The organism is Streptococcus sp. STC1396 (assembly GCF_058933875.1).
Genome location: NZ_JBZYCU010000020.1, coordinates 1 through 18251, shown reverse-complemented (window position 1 = coordinate 18251; position 18251 = coordinate 1). Strand labels below are relative to the sequence as shown.

The 18251-nt window shown below is 36.4% G+C and carries 17 protein-coding genes and 2 tRNA genes; 16 read left to right on the top strand and 3 right to left on the bottom strand.

All coding sequences use genetic code 11. The features are described from left to right. Positions 1-8: 8 nt before the first annotated feature. The 3 genes from AC5FEC_RS07810 to rlmH all read right to left on the bottom strand — a co-directional run bounded on the left by AC5FEC_RS07810 (position 9) and on the right by rlmH (position 910). Complete coding sequence (locus AC5FEC_RS07810; protein WP_037615058.1) at positions 9-134, bottom strand: ComC/BlpC family leader-containing pheromone/bacteriocin; 126 nt, start codon at positions 132-134, stop codon at positions 9-11. A gap of 179 nt (positions 135-313) precedes the next feature. Next, positions 314-387, bottom strand: a tRNA-Arg gene (locus tag AC5FEC_RS07805). A gap of 43 nt (positions 388-430) precedes the next feature. Further along, positions 431-910, bottom strand: a complete 480-nt coding sequence (gene rlmH, locus AC5FEC_RS07800) for a 23S rRNA (pseudouridine(1915)-N(3))-methyltransferase RlmH (protein ID WP_037615060.1) — start codon at positions 908-910, stop codon at positions 431-433. Between the two features lie 203 nt (positions 911-1113). On the opposite strand from rlmH, the gene htrA reads away from it, so the two are divergent. The 16 genes from htrA to AC5FEC_RS07720 all read left to right on the top strand — a co-directional run bounded on the left by htrA (position 1114) and on the right by AC5FEC_RS07720 (position 17913). Then, positions 1114-2292, top strand: a complete 1179-nt coding sequence (htrA, locus tag AC5FEC_RS07795) for a serine protease HtrA (protein WP_037615063.1) — start codon at positions 1114-1116, stop codon at positions 2290-2292. A gap of 63 nt (positions 2293-2355) precedes the next feature. Next, positions 2356-3117: a ParB/RepB/Spo0J family partition protein gene (locus tag AC5FEC_RS07790; RefSeq protein ID WP_037615066.1), complete on the top strand. Its 762-nt coding sequence runs from the start codon at positions 2356-2358 to the stop codon at positions 3115-3117. Positions 3118-3284: 167 nt separating this feature from the next. Then, positions 3285-4685 carry a chromosomal replication initiator protein DnaA gene (dnaA, locus tag AC5FEC_RS07785; protein ID WP_411912363.1) on the top strand — a complete coding sequence of 467 codons (1401 nt, stop codon included), beginning with the start codon at positions 3285-3287 and terminating at the stop codon, positions 4683-4685. A gap of 157 nt (positions 4686-4842) precedes the next feature. Beyond that, on the top strand, positions 4843-5979 hold the full coding sequence (dnaN, locus tag AC5FEC_RS07780) for a DNA polymerase III subunit beta (RefSeq protein ID WP_217473258.1): 1137 nt from the start codon (positions 4843-4845) through the stop codon (positions 5977-5979). 172 nt (positions 5980-6151) lie between these two features. After that, positions 6152-6346, top strand: coding sequence for a DUF951 domain-containing protein (locus AC5FEC_RS07775; protein WP_234549465.1), 195 nt, complete (start codon positions 6152-6154; stop codon positions 6344-6346). A 203-nt stretch (positions 6347-6549) separates the two neighbouring features. Continuing rightward, positions 6550-7665, top strand: a complete 1116-nt coding sequence (ychF, locus tag AC5FEC_RS07770; RefSeq protein ID WP_493661824.1) for a redox-regulated ATPase YchF — start codon at positions 6550-6552, stop codon at positions 7663-7665. Between the two features lie 72 nt (positions 7666-7737). After that, the gene (pth, locus tag AC5FEC_RS07765; RefSeq protein WP_493661823.1) at positions 7738-8307 is read left to right on the top strand and encodes an aminoacyl-tRNA hydrolase; all 570 of its coding nucleotides are present in this window, start codon (positions 7738-7740) and stop codon (positions 8305-8307) included. Then, a complete protein-coding gene (mfd, locus tag AC5FEC_RS07760) occupies positions 8300-11803 on the top strand; it encodes a transcription-repair coupling factor (RefSeq protein WP_493661822.1) in 3504 nt (1167 codons plus the stop codon). The genes pth and mfd overlap by 8 nt, the downstream gene beginning before the upstream one ends. 88 nt (positions 11804-11891) lie before the next feature. Next, positions 11892-12158 carry an RNA-binding S4 domain-containing protein gene (locus tag AC5FEC_RS07755; RefSeq protein WP_037615082.1) on the top strand — a complete coding sequence of 89 codons (267 nt, stop codon included), beginning with the start codon at positions 11892-11894 and terminating at the stop codon, positions 12156-12158. Beyond that, complete coding sequence (locus tag AC5FEC_RS07750) at positions 12151-12519, top strand: septum formation initiator family protein (RefSeq protein ID WP_037615084.1); 369 nt, start codon at positions 12151-12153, stop codon at positions 12517-12519. Before AC5FEC_RS07755 ends, AC5FEC_RS07750 begins: the two co-directional genes overlap by 8 nt. Before the next feature lie 2 nt (positions 12520-12521). Continuing rightward, a complete protein-coding gene (locus AC5FEC_RS07745) occupies positions 12522-12650 on the top strand; it encodes an SP_0009 family protein (RefSeq protein ID WP_148881641.1) in 129 nt (42 codons plus the stop codon). Further along, entirely contained in the window at positions 12643-13926 is a 1284-nt protein-coding gene (locus tag AC5FEC_RS07740) for a serine hydrolase (protein WP_062201616.1), read from the top strand. Before AC5FEC_RS07745 ends, AC5FEC_RS07740 begins: the two co-directional genes overlap by 8 nt. Next, entirely contained in the window at positions 13923-15200 is a 1278-nt protein-coding gene (gene tilS, locus AC5FEC_RS07735; protein ID WP_493661821.1) for a tRNA lysidine(34) synthetase TilS, read from the top strand. Before AC5FEC_RS07740 ends, tilS begins: the two co-directional genes overlap by 4 nt. Positions 15201-15204: 4 nt before the next feature. After that, positions 15205-15747 carry a hypoxanthine phosphoribosyltransferase gene (gene hpt, locus AC5FEC_RS07730; RefSeq protein ID WP_037615091.1) on the top strand — a complete coding sequence of 181 codons (543 nt, stop codon included), beginning with the start codon at positions 15205-15207 and terminating at the stop codon, positions 15745-15747. 17 nt (positions 15748-15764) lie between these two features. After that, a complete protein-coding gene (gene ftsH, locus AC5FEC_RS07725) occupies positions 15765-17738 on the top strand; it encodes an ATP-dependent zinc metalloprotease FtsH (protein WP_037615093.1) in 1974 nt (657 codons plus the stop codon). A 103-nt stretch (positions 17739-17841) separates the two neighbouring features. After that, a tRNA-Glu gene (locus tag AC5FEC_RS07720) sits at positions 17842-17913 on the top strand. Positions 17914-18251 lie beyond the last annotated feature (338 nt).

Genomic DNA, 18251 nt, shown 5'->3' with positions numbered 1-18251 from the left:
ACCTATACTTATTTTCCAAACAATCTAGGTAACCTTACCTTTCTAAAATCCCCACCAATAACCTTTTTCAGTTCTTTTTCAGTTAAATCTGTAAATTGAGTCAGCGCTTTGAAGTTTTCTTGAGTTTTTTTCATCATAATCTCCTAAAAATTTTTTTGTAAGTTTTACCTTACAAAAACTATTATAAATAAATTCTTAAATCATCGTCCAAACTCATCTAAAATGTATTTTTTTATTCCTGAAATGTTATTTTATCAAAAAAACAACAAAAAAACACGAAGTTTTTCGTGCTGTGCTACTATATAAAATAAAATGATCCCAGCAGGATTCGAACCTGCGACCGTTCGCTTAGAAGGCGAATGCTCTATCCAGCTGAGCTATGAGACCAATACCATTTCATTCTATCAGAAAAATCTTCTATCGTCAAGATTCACTTATGATAAGGACTCCCCTGCTGAATCATAAAAGCACGGTAAATCTGCTCAACCAAGACAAGACGCATCAATTGATGAGGTAGCGTCAATTTTCCAAAACTCATCAGTAGATCGGCTCTTTTTTTAACAGCAGAATGCAGACCCAAGCTTCCACCGATAACAAAAGTAATATCAGAAAAACCACGGACTGTAATATTGCTTAGAATAGAACTAAACTCTTCTGAAGGAAATTGTTTGCCTTCAATAGCTAAAGCAATCACAAATTCTCGCTCAGCTATTTTTGCTAAAATCCGACTTCCTTCTTTTTCGAGAATTTGCTGATTCTCCAAATCACTAGCCTTATCTGGCGTTTTTTCATCTACTAACTCCAGAATTTCTAACTTACAAAATCGGCTAAGACGCTTGGTGTATTCAGCAATTCCATCTTTGAGATACTTTTCTTTTAATTTTCCAACGGTTACAATCTTTATTTTCATATTTATATTCTATCATATCCACATAAATTTCACACTTTATTCACAAAACTTTTTTATGTACTACTTGATTTATCTATGGATTTTCTAACCTCTATCAACATTTTTTCTAAGTTTTCCACAAGTTGTGGAAAACTTGTGGATTTTAAGTTATAATTAAGAATAGATTTTTATAATTTCATCAATTGTAATCCAAGGAGGAAAATATGAAAAACGCTTCAAACTTCTTCAAAAAGTTTTTGTTGCTTTTTATTGTTTTAGTTGTGGGCTTTATTGGTGGGAGCCTCGGAAATTTAGCTACTACATTTTTTACTGCTAAATTGGCTAGTATCAGCTCTTCTAATTCTAAAACCACAATATCAACTGCTTATAAAAACTCAACTGATACCACAAAGGCTGTTAAAAAGGTTCAAAATGCAGTTGTATCTGTTATCACTTACGCAGATTCTAATAAACAAGAAATTATCAATAATGAATCAAATGATGAGCCTCAGGTAGCTAGTGAAGGATCCGGAGTGATTTATAAGAAGGAAGGAAAATATGCCTACCTTGTTACTAATACTCATGTACTGAATGGTGCAACAAATGTTGATATACTTTTAGCAGATGGCAGCAAGGTTCCAGGAGAAGTTGTTGGTTCAGATGTTTATTCTGATATTTCTGTAGTAAAGATTAGCTCTGAAAAAGTAACTGATGTAGCTGAATTCGGGGATTCTAGCTCCCTGACAGTAGGAGAAACTGCTATTGCCATCGGAAGCCCTCTTGGAACAGAATATGCCAACTCTGTAACACAAGGAATCATTTCCAGTCTGGGTAGAAATGTGACACTTCAATCTGAAGACGGTCAAAATATTTCAACAACTGCACTTCAAACAGATGCTGCTATCAACCCTGGTAACTCTGGTGGCCCACTCATCAACATTCAAGGACAAGTAATTGGTATTACATCTAGTAAAATCTCAAACAATGGCCAAACCTCTGTAGAAGGTATGGGATTTGCGATTCCATCTAATGACGTTGTCAATATCATCAATCAATTGGAACAAAGTGGTACAGTTACACGCCCTGCTCTAGGAATCCAGATGCTAGATTTAGCTAATATTACCACCACTGACTTAGCAAAATTGAATCTTCCTTCATCTGTAAAATCAGGTGTCCTTGTTCGCTCTGTTCAAGAAGGTATGCCTGCTGAAAATAAGCTTCAGAAATACGATATCATCACAAAAATTGACGATAAAGAAGTTGAATCAACCAGTGATTTACAATCTGCACTCTACAAGCATGCTATCGGAGATGAGATAAAAGTTACTTACTATCGTGATGGTAAAGAAGCAACAACAACCATTAAACTGACTAAATCAACTCAAGATTTGGGCGGCAATTAAATCATTTACAGAATTGTCAACACACCTTTACACGATCGTAAAGGTGTGTTATTCTATATACAAATGGAAAATTATCAATATATATCACTAAAAGACATTCGAACAAACCCTTATCAACCTAGAAAAAATTTTTCTCAAGAAAAGATGAATGAGTTAGCGGCTTCCATTAAAGAAAATGGAATTATTCAGCCTATTATTTTGAGAAAATCTTCCTTATTTGGTTACGAAATTTTGGCAGGCGAAAGAAGATTTAGAGCTGCTAAACTTGCTGGATTAGAAAACATTCCTGCCCTTATTAAAGACCTATCTGATGATGAAATGATGAAACAAGCCATTATTGAAAATTTGCAAAGAGAGGATCTAAATCCAATTGAGGAAGCTGAATCTTATCAGCATCTGATTGACAGGGGCTTGACTCACGAAGAAATTGCAACAATTATGGGAAAATCCAGACCTTATATCAGTAATCTTGTACGTTTGTTACATCTGCCCACTTTCATCCTTAATGCTATCAAAGAGGAAGTCATTTCTCAAGGACATGCTCGCCTCTTGATCCCCCTTAAGAAAGAAGAACAATCCTTCTGGCTTGAAAAAATTGTTCAAAACAATCTATCCGTGCGTGCTCTTGAACATTCATTACAAAAAAGAAAAAAGTTAAAGTCTAAGAAGACGAAAGAAATTTTTGCTCATTCTGAAGAAGAAAAACTGAAAAAAATCCTTGGTTTGGATGTCACTATTCAATTAAAAGGTCATTCAAAAGGAAAAATAATTATTCCTTTTGAAAATGAGGAAGAATACCAAAGAATTATAAACAGCTTGAAATAGAGCTGTTATTTTCTTTTTTCAAACTAACAGACTTGTCCACGAAAAAATCCTTATAAAGCCTTGAAAAATAAGGAGTAATCTAGTAATTCACAAATTGTGGATAACTTTTGTAAACATTGTTATTTTTTCTTCACATCTTGTGGAAAACTATCTAATTTTATGTTAAAATGAAATTCGATATAGAGAAAAATTTTGTGAAAAGGAGGAGTGAAATGACCAAAGAGCAAGAATTTTGGCAGAGAATTTTAGAGCTTTCAGCCGCTCAGTTAAAACAAACAACTTATGACTTTTTTGTAGCTGAAGCTCAGTTAATAAAAATTGATAATAATCAAGCCACAATCTTTCTTGACAGCCCCGTAAAACAACTATTTTGGGAACAAAATTTAGTGGGCGTTATTCTTACAGCTGGATTTGAGATTTTCAACGATCAAATCACTGGAAAATATGTCTTTGAAGATGCAGGAAACGAAGAGTTGTCGAAACATCCGCTGGAAGAACGTACTGAAAAAGTTTCATTTCGACCAAGTTTACCACCCATTGATACTGGATTAAAAGCTAAATATACATTTGATAATTTTGTACAGGGAGATGGAAATATCTGGGCTAAAGCAGCAGCCTTGGCTGTTTCTGAAAATTTAGCAACAACTTATAACCCACTCTTTATTTATGGCGGTCCAGGGCTAGGAAAAACTCACTTACTCAATGCTATCGGCAATCAAATTTTGGAAAATATTCCTGATGCGCGTGTTAAATATATTCCAGCAGAAACTTTTATCAATGATTTTCTGGAGCATCTGAGGCTCGGTGATATGGATAATTTCAAAAAAATCTATCGCAGTTTGGATTTGCTTTTAATTGATGATATCCAATCCCTTGGAGGAAAAAAAGTCTCTACTCAGGAAGAATTTTTTAACACTTTCAATGCACTTCACGGAGATAACAAGCAGATTGTGCTGACCAGCGACCGTAGTCCAGATCATCTTGATAATTTGGAAGAACGTTTGGTCACGCGCTTTAAATGGGGGCTTACTCAAAATATTACTCCACCCGATTTTGAAACTCGGATTGCTATCCTCAGAAATAAGATCGAAAATCTTGACTATATTTTCCCTAATGATACTTTGGAATACCTCGCCGGACAATTTGACTCAAATGTTCGAGACTTAGAAGGGGCGCTAAATGACATTACGCTCATTGCAAGGGTCCGCAATTTAAAAGAAATTACGATTGACATCGCAGCTGAAGCTATTCGTGCTCGCAAGCAAGACTCCAGTCAAGTGACAGTCATCCCAATTGAAAAAATCCAGTCTGAGGTAGGTAATTTCTATGGCGTCAGTGTCAAGGAAATGAAGGGAAGCCGTCGAGTACAAAATATTGTTTTAGCCAGACAAGTAGCCATGTATCTAGCTCGTGAACTAACAGATAACAGCCTACCAAAAATTGGACGAGAATTTGGCGGCAAAGACCATACAACAGTTATACATGCGCATGGAAAAATCAAAACTAGACTTGAAACGGACGACAGCTTACGCCTTGAAATTGAGAATATCAAAAACAAGATAAAATAAAGGTGTGGATAACATTTAATTTACCTGAGGTTTTTTCCACAAGTTGTGAACAAGTCTCAAAACTTGATTTTAGCAACTTCAAATCATTTTTCCACAGCTTCCACAAGAACTACTATTACTATTAACTTAATAATCATAAATAATAAAAGGAGTCCCTATGATTCACTTCTCTATTAATAAAAATTTATTCCTGCAAGCTTTGAATACAACTAAAAGAGCTATCAGTACCAAAAACGCTATTCCAATTTTATCAACAGTTAAAATTGATGTAACGAAAGAAGGCATTACCTTGATTGGTTCCAATGGTCAAATTTCCATTGAAAACTTCATTTCAGTTAAAAATGAGAATGCTGGACTTTTAATTACTTCACCAGGTTCTATTTTACTAGAAGCAACTTTCTTTATTAATGTTATTTCTAGTTTGCCTGATATTGTGCTTGATTTTAAAGAAATTGAGCAGAAACAAATCGTCCTTACTAGTGGAAAGTCAGAAATTACGCTGAAAGGAAAAGATGCTGATCAATACCCACGCATTCAAGAAGTTTCTACCAATAATCCGCTAGTTCTGGAAACAAAAATTCTCAAAAATATCATCAATGAGACAGCTTTTGCTGCTAGCACTCAAGAAAGTCGTCCGATTTTAACGGGTGTTCATTTTGTTTTAACAGACAACAAATCACTCAAAACAGTTGCGACAGATTCTCATCGAATGAGTCAAAAGAAGATTACTTTGGACAAAAACGGAGATGACTTCGATGTGGTAATCCCTAGTCGTTCTCTGCGTGAATTTACGGCTGTTTTCACAGACGATATTGAAACAGTAGAGGTTTTCTTTGCCAATAATCAGCTCCTCTTTAGAAGTGAAAATATCAGTTTTTATACGCGCCTGCTGGAAGGGAACTATCCTGACACAGACCGCTTGATTCCGACAGAATTTTCAAGTGTGGTGACCTTTAATACTAATAATTTACGCCATGCCATGGAGCGGTCGCGCCTTCTATCCAATGCTACCCAAAATGGAACAGTGAAATTGGAAATTGTGAAGGGCATTGTCAGCGCTCATGTGCATTCACCAGAAGTTGGACGCGTAAATGAAGAAATTGATACAGAAAGTGTGTCAGGAGAAGATTTGACTATTAGTTTCAATCCCACCTATTTGATTGAAGCTCTAAAGGCAGTTGATAGTGAGCAGGTGACCATTAGCTTTATTTCAGCTGTTCGGCCTTTCACCTTGGTACCAAGCGAAGATGCTGAAAACTTTATCCAGCTCATCACTCCAGTCCGTACCAATTAGAAGATAATATTTAAGACAAGGTTGGATACGTCCGCCTTGTTTTATTTCAATAATTTTCAAGTAAGTAGACTCAAAAGATGTGATATAATACGGGTATGATTATATACTGATCAGTCTACATAGAGGACTGAAAAAAGAAATGGAAAAATAATATTATTAAAAGGAGCAGCATATGTACGAACTTGGAACTTTTGTAGAAATGAAAAAACCTCATGCTTGTACAATTAAGTCAACTGGCAAGAAGGCTAATCGCTGGGAAATTACACGCTTGGGCGCTGATATTAAAATTAAATGCAGCAACTGCAATCATGTCGTCATGATGAGTCGCCATGATTTTGAGAGGAAAATGAAGAAGGTTCTAGATTAGATTCTAGACTGGTTTCTTTGAAAATATTGCAACAATAGATTCCCTATGTTTTTTAAAAATTTCGTGGATGATTATCTAAATCCTCATTATAGCCACTATCAAGACTTTTTCCTTGTTTTAATTCTGGTTAAAAAGACTTCACATGTTTTTACTTTTTGTGTTATAATGTTAGAGATTGAAATGTGAACGGAGAATAGTAAAATATGGCTTTGACAGCAGGAATCGTTGGTTTGCCAAATGTTGGCAAGTCAACTTTATTTAATGCAATTACAAAAGCAGGGGCAGAAGCTGCCAACTACCCTTTTGCGACAATTGATCCAAATGTCGGTCGGGTAGAAGTGCCAGATGCTCGTTTGGATAAATTAACAGAATTGATTAAACCTCAAAAGAAGGTTCCCACTACATTTGAGTTTACAGATATTGCAGGTATTGTAAAGGGAGCTTCGAAAGGTGAAGGTTTGGGAAATAAATTCTTGGCCAATATCCGCGAAGTGGATGCTATCGTTCATGTAGTCCGTGCCTTTGATGATGAAAATGTCATGCGGGAACAGGGCCGTGAGTCTGAATTTGTCGACCCCATGGCTGATATTGAGACCATCAATCTAGAGCTTATTTTGGCCGATCTGGAAAGCATTAACAAACGCTATGCGCGTGTTGAGAAAATGGCTCGTACCCAGAAGGACAAGGACTCAGTTGCAGAATTTAATGTTTTACAAAAGATCAAGCCAGTTCTGGAAGACGGTCTGTCAGCTCGGACAGTTGAGTTTACAGAAGAGGAGCAAAAAATCGTCAAAGGTCTCTTTCTTTTAACGACTAAACCTGTGCTTTATGTGGCCAATGTCAGTGAAGATGAAGTTGCAGAACCAGATAATATTGACTATGTGAAGCAGATTCGCGAATTTGCTGCTACAGAAAATGCTGAGGTTGTTTTCATTTCAGCGCGTGCAGAGGAAGAAATTTCTGAATTGGATGATGAAGATAAGGCTGAATTTCTAGAAGCTATTGGCTTGACAGAGTCAGGGGTAGACAAATTGACACGTGCAGCCTATCATCTGTTGGGGCTTGGAACCTACTTTACCGCTGGTGAAAAGGAAGTCCGAGCTTGGACCTTCAAGCGTGGCATGAAAGCTCCTCAGGCAGCTGGTATCATTCACTCAGACTTTGAGAAAGGTTTCATCCGTGCAGTGACGATGTCTTATGATGATTTAGTGAAATATGGATCTGAAAAGGCGGTAAAAGAAGCTGGCCGCTTGCGTGAAGAAGGAAAAGAATATATCGTTCAAGATGGCGATATTATGGAATTCCGCTTTAACGTGTAAATTCAGTGTAAATTTAAAATACATAGGTTGGAAAGAAATTTCCAGCCCTTTTGGCTTTTATAAAGGAGTAAAATGACAAAGTTAATTGTTGGATTAGGAAATCCAGGAGATAAATATATTGAAACAAAACACAATGTTGGTTTTATGTTAGTTGACAAGATGTGTAAAGAATTAAATCTAAAGTTTACAGCAGATAAGATTTTTCAAGCGGAAATTACTTCAACTTTCTTAAATGGAGAAAAAGTCTATTTTGTAAAACCAACGACTTTCATGAATGAAAGTGGTAAAGCAGTTCACGCTTTGTTAACTTACTATGGATTAGGTATAGATGATTTGGTCATTATCTATGATGATTTAGATATGGAAGTTGGGAAAATTCGTCTTCGTACCAAGGGTTCTGCTGGCGGGCACAATGGTATTAAGTCCATCATTAAACATATTGGAACACAGGAATTCAAGCGAGTAAAAATTGGCATAGGAAGACCTAAAAATAATATGTCAGTTATTCATCATGTTTTAGGAAAATTTGATCAGGAAGATTATATCAGTATTTTAAATACATTAGATAGGGTTGACAGTGCTGTAAATCATTATTTACAAACTGAGAATTTTGAGCAGACTATGCAACAATACAATGGATAAGACAATGACACTACTTGATATATTTGGTCGAAATCGACAAATTGTAGACTGGAAGAAACAATTACAAAAGAAGACCCGGCAGTTAGTAATGGGACTTTCAGCTTCAACAAAAGCTTTGGCGATTGCCAGTAGCTTAGAAGAGCAGGAGAAAATCTTAGTCATCACTTCGAGTCAAAACGAAGCAGAGCGTCTAGCTAGTGATTTGATTTCTTTGTTGGGAGAAGAAAAGGTCTACACTTTCTTAGCAGATGATACGCCTTTGGCTGAGTTTGTTTTTTCATCTCAAGAAAAAATCTTTGTCCGATTAGAGGCCATGAATTTTTTATCGGACAAAGAGAAAAATGGTATTCTAATCATCAACGTTGCAGCCAGTCGCTTATTATTGCCCCAGCCTGATATTTTTAAAAAATCTGAGCTTATCCTTTCTGTTAGTAAAGAATATAATCTTGACAAGCTAGTAAATTCTTTGTCAAGGAACGGTTATAAAAAAGTTTCGCAAGTTCTCAGCCAAGGAGAGTACAGTCTGAGAGGGGATATTCTGGATATTTTTGAACGCTCGGGTCAATATCCTTATCGGATAGAATTTTTTGGAGATGAGATTGATGGCATAAGGATTTTCAATCCTGAAAATCAACTTTCTCTTGAAAATGTGGAAGAGATTTTGATAGATCCTGTCACAGATCTTCTATTGACAGAAGAAGATTATGCAAGAGGACAGAAAAATCTAGAAGCAGCTCTTTCTAAGGTTCTTGATCCTTCTTTGAAATCCTATTTAGAAGAAGTATTGAACTCTGCTAGAGAGCAATTTCATCATGCAGATATTCGCAAATTTCTTTCCTTTTTCTATCAGAAAGAATGGACTATTTTAGACTATTTGCCAACCCACACTCTTATATTTTTTGATGATTTTCAAAAGATAATGGACAAGCATGCACAGTTTGAATTAGAAGTTGCCAATATATTGACAGATGATTTACAAAATAGTAAAGCACTGTCAAATCAACAATACTTTGCAAATAACTATCAGGACTATCGTAAATATAAACCTGCTACATTTTTTTCTAACTTTCATAAAGGCTTAGGAAATCTAAAATTTGATGCGCTTTATCAATTCAATCAATATCCAATGCAGGAATTCTTTAGTCAGTTTCCTCTCTTAAAAGAAGAAATCAATCGCTTTAGGAAATCGGATTATACGGTCGTCTTGCAGGCAAATTCAGATTCAAGTTTACAAAGTTTACATAAAACTTTACAGGATTATGAGATTCATTTAGATTACATCAAGGAAAAAGACATCCATGAAAAAGCTGTCCAGCTCATAGAAGGAAATCTAGTTCAAGGATTTAATTTTGTCGATGAAAAAATCGTTTTGATTACTGAACATGAGATGATTCAGAAAAAAATCAAACGTAGGATTCGTCGTCAAAATATTTCCAATGCTGAAAGGCTGAAAGACTATAATGAGCTGGAAAAAGGCGATTATGTGGTTCATAATATCCACGGTATTGGTCGCTATTTAGGAATTGAAACAATTGAAGTTTCAGGAATTCATCGGGATTATTTGACGATTCAGTATCAAAATACAGATCGTATCTCCATTCCGGTGGATCAAATCAACCTTCTGTCTAAATATGTAGCTAGCGATGGAAAAGCACCTAAAATTAACAAATTAAATGATGGGCGTTTCCAAAAAACGAAGCAAAAAGTCCAGCATCAGGTTGAAGACATTGCCGATGACCTTATTAAATTATATGCAGAGCGTAGTCAATTAAAAGGTTTTCAATTTTCTAGTGACGACCAGTATCAAGTAGAGTTTGACAATGCCTTTCCCTATGTGGAAACAGATGACCAACTCAGAAGCATCCAGGAAATCAAGAAAGATATGGAGAGTGACCGTCCTATGGACCGACTCTTGGTTGGAGATGTTGGTTTTGGGAAGACCGAGGTGGCTATGCGGGCTGCTTTTAAGGCTGTCAGCGATCATAAGCAGGTGGCTATCTTGGTTCCGACCACTGTTTTAGCTCAGCAACACTACACAAACTTTAAAGAACGTTTCAATGATTTTGCCGTAAATGTCGATGTTCTCAGCCGTTTCAGAAGTAAAGGAGAGCAAAAAGAGACTCTGGAAAAGTTGGAAAAAGGGCAGATTGATATTATTATCGGTACCCATCGCCTACTATCAGCAGATGTGATATTTTCCGATTTAGGGCTACTGGTGATAGATGAAGAGCAGCGCTTCGGTGTCAAGCATAAGGAAAAGTTAAAGGAACTAAAAAAGAAGGTTGATGTTCTGACCTTGACGGCTACCCCTATTCCAAGAACCCTACACATGTCGATGTTAGGGATTCGAGATTTGTCAGTAATTGAAACACCACCAACAAATCGTTATCCAGTCCAAACCTATGTTTTAGAAAACAATAGAACAGTTATTCGGGATGCGGTTTTACGTGAAATAGACCGAGGTGGACAGGTTTACTACCTTTACAACAAAGTTGACACCATTGAGCAAAAAGTTTCCGAATTAAAAGAGTTGATTCCAGAGGCTTCAATTGGTTATGTTCATGGACAGATGACTGAGATACGTTTAGAAAATACCTTACTAGACTTTGTTAATGGCGAATACGATATTTTAGTCACAACAACGATTATTGAAACAGGTGTCGATATTCCAAATGCAAATACTCTCTTTATCGAAAATGCTGACCACATGGGTCTGTCAACCTTGTATCAACTTCGTGGTCGGGTTGGCCGCAGCAATCGAATCGCCTATGCCTATCTTATGTATCGGCCAGATAAAACTCTAACTGAAGTTTCAGAAAAAAGACTAGAAGCCATTAAAGGATTTACCGAGTTGGGATCTGGATTTAAGATTGCGATGAGGGATTTGTCTATCCGAGGAGCAGGAAATATTTTAGGGAGTTTACAGTCTGGTTTCATTGATTCTGTAGGATTTGAAATGTATTCTCAGCTTTTGGAAGAGGCCATTGCTAAGAAACAAGGTAAGGAAACCAAGCGCCAAAAAAGTAATGCTGAAATCAATCTTCAAATTGATGCCTATCTTCCAAGTGATTATATTTCTGATGAACGTCAAAAAATTGAGGTTTACAAGAGAATTCGTGAGATTGACAATCGTGTAAATTATGAACATTTGCAAGATGAATTGATTGACCGCTTTGGAGAATATCCGGACGTAGTGGCTTATTTACTAGAGATTGGCTTAGTCAAGTCCTATCTTGATCAGGCTTTTGTAGCACTTGCTGAGCGGAAGCAAGAATCTGTTAGCATTCGTTTTGAAAAAATCTCTCAGCAAATCTATCTGACTCAGGATTATTTTGAAGCTTTGTCAACGACAACTCTAAAAGCTCGAATTGGTGAGCAGAAAGGCTTGATTGAAGTCGTTTTTGATGTTCGGCATAAAAAAGATTTCGAGATTTTGGAAAACTTGCTGAACTTTGGTGAAAAACTAGTAGAAATAAAGAATCGAAAAGCTGAGTAAACATTACAATTCGGTAAAATTTCAGCTTTTTGGCTTTGTTTCTTTCAAAAGCATGATAGAATATTAAGAGAAAATCGAGGAAAAGACTATGAGATTAGACAAATATTTAAAGGTATCACGCATTATCAAGCGGCGCCCTGTAGCTAAAGAGGTAGCAGATAAAGGCCGTATCAAGGTAAATGGAATCTTGGCAAAAAGTTCGACAGATTTGAAAATCAATGATCAAATTGAAGTTCGTTTTGGCAATAAGCTATTAACAGTGCGGGTTCTTGAGATGAAAGATAGTACTAAAAAAGAAGATGCTGCGAAAATGTATGAAATTATCAGTGAAACAAGGATTGAAGAAAATGCCTAGAAATATTGTTCAGATAAATAATCGCTTTATCCAAGATGAAAATCAGCGTCGTAGATATCTTGACGAAGAACGTCGAAAAAGGAATCGCTTTATGGGGTGGGTTTTAATTCTAGTGATTCTGCTCTTTATTCTACCAACTTATAATTTATACCAAAACTATCAGACTTTGCTCAATCGTCGTGTTCAATATACAGAGTTGCAAAAGAAATATGAAAAGCTAAGTGAGGAGAAAACTTATCAGTCTGATATTGCGACCAAGTTAAAAGATGACAGCTATGCTGCCAAATACGCCCGTGCTAAGTATTCTTTTTCAAAAGAAGGAGAATACATTTATACGATACCAGATTTGTTACCACAATAATTATGGAAAATGTACTTCAAAAAATAGAGCAATTTTTATCTTTTTCGGATGAAAAATTAACAGAATTATCCGAAAAAAATCAAGCTTTAAAACTTCAAGAAAAAACAAAGGAAAGGGGAGGTCATGCGTAAGTTACTTTTGCTGCTATTTTTACTGCCAGCATTATCTAGCAGTTTTACAGTCATCAGTACTGAAAAAGAGATTAGTTTAAATGAAGAAGAAAAATATCAGCTTACAAGTACAGTTTATGGCCGATACTATACCAGTATTCCGACTAATCCTAATGTTTATGAGGAAACTCCAACATTTACAGATGCTACTTTGACTACTGTAGCTGGAAAACTTCTTCCAGACCAGCCGATACAGTTGACAGAATTTCATGTCAATGAAGATGGAACTCCAATCTTTAAATTAAAGAATGATCAGTTTGTTATTGCTGATAAAAACATGATTTATGAAGATACGGTTCAGTCTGTTACAAGTGTCAGTCAGAATATGTGGCTGTCTCCTAACTATGCTCTCTATGCTACTGTGCCTATCAATGGTTCTAAAAAAATTGCAGCGAAAGTGCTTCCTTATAGTAAAGTAAAGGTGGTTCAAGTTGCTCAAACGGCTAAGGGAGAATATGCGCAAATTGAAGGGCAGGGTTGGGTGTCTGTCGATTTTCTTTCCGAGGAGGACAATCGGATGGAGAAGGTTCAGGAGATTTTAACATCTAAATATAAAAAGAACGATTTTTCTATCTATGTAAAACAGTTAGATACAGGCAGAGAAGCTGGTATTAATCCAGATCAGCAGATGTATTCAGCCAGTGTAACGAAGCTTGCTTACCTTTATTATGCTCAGGAGGAACTGACCAATCATACACTTTCCTTGGATAAAAAATTGAAATATACTGCAGCGGTTAATGATTTTGCTGGTGCTTATAATCCTGAAGGGAGTGGAAGTATTTCTAAGTCATCGGACGACAAGGAATATTCTGTTCAAGACTTAATTAATGGTGTAGCAAAAGAATCAGATAATGTGGCTCATAATATCTTAGCTTACTATACAAGCAATCAATCTGACAGCAAATTTCAAAAGACTGTTGAAAAAATTGCGGGTAAAAAGTGGGATGTCGAAGGCAGGCAGGCATCTGCTCGAATGGCTGGGAACGTTATGGAAGCTATTTATGAGCAAAATGGTATGATTGTTGATGCCTTATCTCAGACTAATTTTGATGATCAGCGGATTTCTAAAAATATCAATGTAAAAGTCGCTCATAAAATTGGGGATGCTTATGATTTTAAGCATGATGTTGCTATTGTGTATGCTGACTCGCCATTTATTATTGCTATTTTTACTAATAATTCAGATTACGATACAATTTCAAAAATCGCAGATGATGTGTATGGAGTTCTGAAATGATGAATCAGGAATTTCGAAAGAAAATGCAGGAAAAACAGTATTTTCAAAACCATCAGAAAGTGCTCGTAGCAGTTTCTGGCGGTCTAGATTCGATGACTTTGTTCCATCTTTTGCACCAAAACAGGGAAGAGCTTGAGATTGAACTGGGAATTGCGCATATTAATCATAAGCAACGTCTGGAGTCTGATATGGAAGAACAAGAGCTGTCAAATTTTGCCCATCAACTTGGAGTGAAATTTTTCAGCTCAAATTTTTCAGGTGATTTTACCGAGGAAAAAGCTCGACATTTTCGTTATCATTTTTTTGAAGAAATCATGCTGACAGAAGGATACACAGCTTTAGTCACAGCCCATCATGCCGAGGACCAGGCTGAAACGGTGTTTATGAGACTGCTAAGAGGAGCAAGGATTTGCCATTTGTCAGGTATGAAAGAAATTCAACCTTTTGCAAATGGTGAATTAATTCGGCCTCTTCTTTATTTTCATAAGCAAGACTTTCCTGAAATTTTGCATTTTGAAGATGAGAGCAATTTTCAAAATGATTATCTTAGAAATCGCATCCGTAATCTCTATCTTCCTAGTCTAGAAAAAGAAAATCCTCGATTTAAGGATTCCTTGATTTCTTTAGGAAAAGAGGTGCAGGATTTGCAAACAGCCTTGTCTCATCTGACGCAAGGACTGGAAGTTACGAATCTGGAGGTTTTTAAGCAACAGATTCCTGAGGTTCAGAGTTTTCTTCTGCAGGAATATTTAAAGAAATTTCCTACTTTAAATCTAAATAAAAAACAATTTGCAGAAATACTAAGAATTTTACGAACAAAAGCCAATTATATTCACCACTTAAAGAATAACTACAAATTAGTCAAGGATTATAAGCACTTTGAAATCAGAAAAATCAGTCGTAAGTCTGATTTGAAAGTGGACTCAATTCTGTTAGAATGTGGTAATCTACTTCAATTTGGGGAGTATCAATTCTCATTTGGCTTTCCTTTGAATGGCGAAAATGTTCAAGAAATTTCTGTTTCACGTGAAACACCTCTTATCTTGCGTTATAGAAAACCAGGTGACTTGCTTTGTTTAAAGGGGCACCATAAAAAACTTCGGCGATTATTCATTGATCAAAAAATCCCATTTGAAGAACGAGAAAAAGCGATTATTATAGAACAGAATCAACAGATTCTGGCAATTGTAAATATTGCTATCAGTGATTTGAGTAAGGAATTAAAAAGTGATATAATGGGTACTGTACTTTATATTCAGAAATTAGATAGGTAAAATTATGCTAGAACAAGATATTAAAAAAATATTAATTACTCACGAAGAAATCGTAACTGCGGCTAAAAAGTTAGGGAAACAGCTGACAGTGGATTATCAAGATAAGAAGCCTATATTCGTAGGAATTTTAAAAGGTTCCGTTCCTTTTATGGCTGAATTGATTAAGCATATAGACACACATATAGAGTTGGATTTTATGCTGGTATCTAGCTACCATGGCGGCACAGCTAGCAGCGGAGTGATTAATATTATCAAAGATATTGATCAGGATATTGCTGGACGTGATGTTCTTTTTATCGAAGATATTATAGATACTGGGCAAACTTTAAAAAATCTTTGTAATTTATTTAAAGAAAGAAATGCAGCATCTGTAAAAATTGCGACTTTGCTGGATAAACCTGAAGGACGTGTTGTTGATATCAATGCAGACTATACTTGCTTTACAATTCCAAATGAATTTGTAGTTGGTTATGGACTGGATTATGAAGAATATTATCGTAATATTCCTTATGTCGGTGTCTTAAAAGAAGAAGTGTATACAAAATAAAGGTTTACTAAATATAAATGAAAAATAAACAAAATAATGGCTTTATAAAAAATCCTTTTCTCTATATTCTGATCATTGTAATTCTAGTTACAGGATTTCAGTATTTCTTTACAGGAAATGCTGCAGGACGCAGTCAGCAAATTAACTACACTCAGTTAGTTAAAGAGATTACGGATGATAATGTCAAAGAGATAAGCTACCAACCAAACGGTAGTGTCATTGAAGTATCAGGTACTTATAAATCTGCCAAAGAATCAAAAGATACAACAGGGATCCAGTTTTTTACTCCAGAAATCTCAAAAGTCAGCAGATTTACTAGTGTCATTTTACCCTCAGATACGACTGTCTCTGATCTTCAAAAGTTAGCTTCTGAACATAAAACAGAGATTACAATTAAGCGCGAGAGCTCAAGTGGTATGTGGATTAATATTTTTATTTCCATTGTTCCATTTATGTTCATTGCTTTCTTCCTAATGTCAATGATGAATCAAGGTGGTGGCGGTGGTGCTCGTGGAGCCATGAATTTTGGACGCAACAAAGCTCGCGCTACTAATAAAGAAGATATCAAAGTACGCTTCTCAGATGTTGCCGGAGCTGAAGAAGAAAAGCAAGAGCTTGTTGAAGTTGTTGAATTTTTAAAAGATCCAAAACGTTATACCAAGTTGGGAGCTCGTATTCCGGCAGGTGTTCTCCTTGAGGGGCCTCCAGGAACAGGTAAAACCCTTCTTGCTAAAGCTGTTGCGGGCGAAGCAGGCGTTCCTTTCTTTAGTATCTCTGGTTCAGACTTTGTAGAGATGTTTGTTGGTGTCGGTGCTAGTCGTGTGCGTTCTCTATTTGAGGATGCTAAAAAAGCAGCGCCAGCTATTATTTTTATTGATGAGATTGATGCAGTTGGACGTCAGCGTGGTGTTGGCCTTGGTGGCGGAAACGATGAACGTGAGCAAACCCTTAATCAGCTCTTGATTGAAATGGATGGTTTTGAAGGCAATGAAGGTATCATTATTATTGCTGCTACCAACCGTTCAGATGTATTGGATCCAGCCTTGCTACGTGCTGGTCGTTTTGATAGAAAAGTTTTGGTTGGTCGTCCTGACGTTAAAGGTCGTGAAGCCATTCTTCGTGTTCATGCTAAAAATAAACCGCTGGCGAAAAATGTTGATTTGAAGCTAGTTGCTCAACAAACACCAGGATTTGTCGGTGCTGATCTTGAGAATGTTCTTAATGAAGCTGCCTTAGTTGCGGCACGTCGTAACAAAACTGTTATTGATGCTTCTGATATTGATGAGGCAGAAGATCGCGTCATTGCTGGGCCATCCAAGAAAGACAAAACAGTATCACAAAAAGAACGGGAATTGGTTGCTTACCATGAGGCTGGACATACAATTGTTGGTTTAGTCTTGTCAAATGCTCGTGTTGTTCATAAGGTAACCATCGTTCCCCGTGGTCGTGCTGGTGGCTATATGATTGCCCTACCTAAGGAAGACCAAATGCTTCTGTCTAAAGAAGATATGAAAGAACAACTGGCTGGACTTATGGGTGGTCGTGTGGCTGAAGAGATTATCTTTAATGTTCAAACTACGGGTGCATCTAATGACTTTGAACAGGCAACTCAGATGGCTCGCAGTATGGTCACAGAATACGGAATGAGTGATAAACTTGGACCGGTTCAATACGAAGGAAATCACGCCATGTTTGGTGCAGCAAGCCCGCAAAAAACAATTTCAGAACAAACGGCTTATGAAATTGATGAAGAAGTCAGAAATCTTCTAAATGAGGCACGAAACAAAGCAGCAGATATTATCCAATCAAATCGTGAGACTCACAAATTGATTGCTGAGGCACTTCTCAAATATGAAACACTCGACAGTACTCAAATTAAATCTTTATATGAGAAAGGTCGAATGCCTGAGGAATCAGAAAAAGACTTAGATCGAGAAGCACATGCCCTTTCCTATGATGAAATTAAATCAAAAATGGAAGAAAAAAATTAAGAATGAAAGAAGTTAGAAAAATTCTAGCTTCTTTTGTTTAATTAATTATTGACAAGAGAGAAAAAATTGATATAATAGAACGTGTTCTAAAAAAAGATTAAATGGTCCGTTGGTCAAGGGGTTAAGACACCGCCTTTTCACGGCGGTAACACGGGTTCGAATCCCGTACGGACTATATTTTTATCATGCCCTGATTAGCAGCGACGCAGAACTATGTCGTAGGTTTGAATCCTACTTTATTTTGAAAACCCGTTAGGAAGACAGTACTGACCCCAAAAAGTTGGACAAAAAATAGGCTCTTTTCTACCATTTGTCAAGTCTGTCAAGGCTTTAAGTGAAAAATGAGATAAGACAGTAGCTATTCCGAGGTTACTGTCTTATTTTTAGGCTCTATAATTTCTGTAGTGGGTAAATCCACCGCAGGGATTATGGAGTCTCTTTTGTTGTAAAAAAAGTCCCATAAGACCTATAATGAAAAGCGACGAAACCATCATTAGAAGGAATCTTATGGAA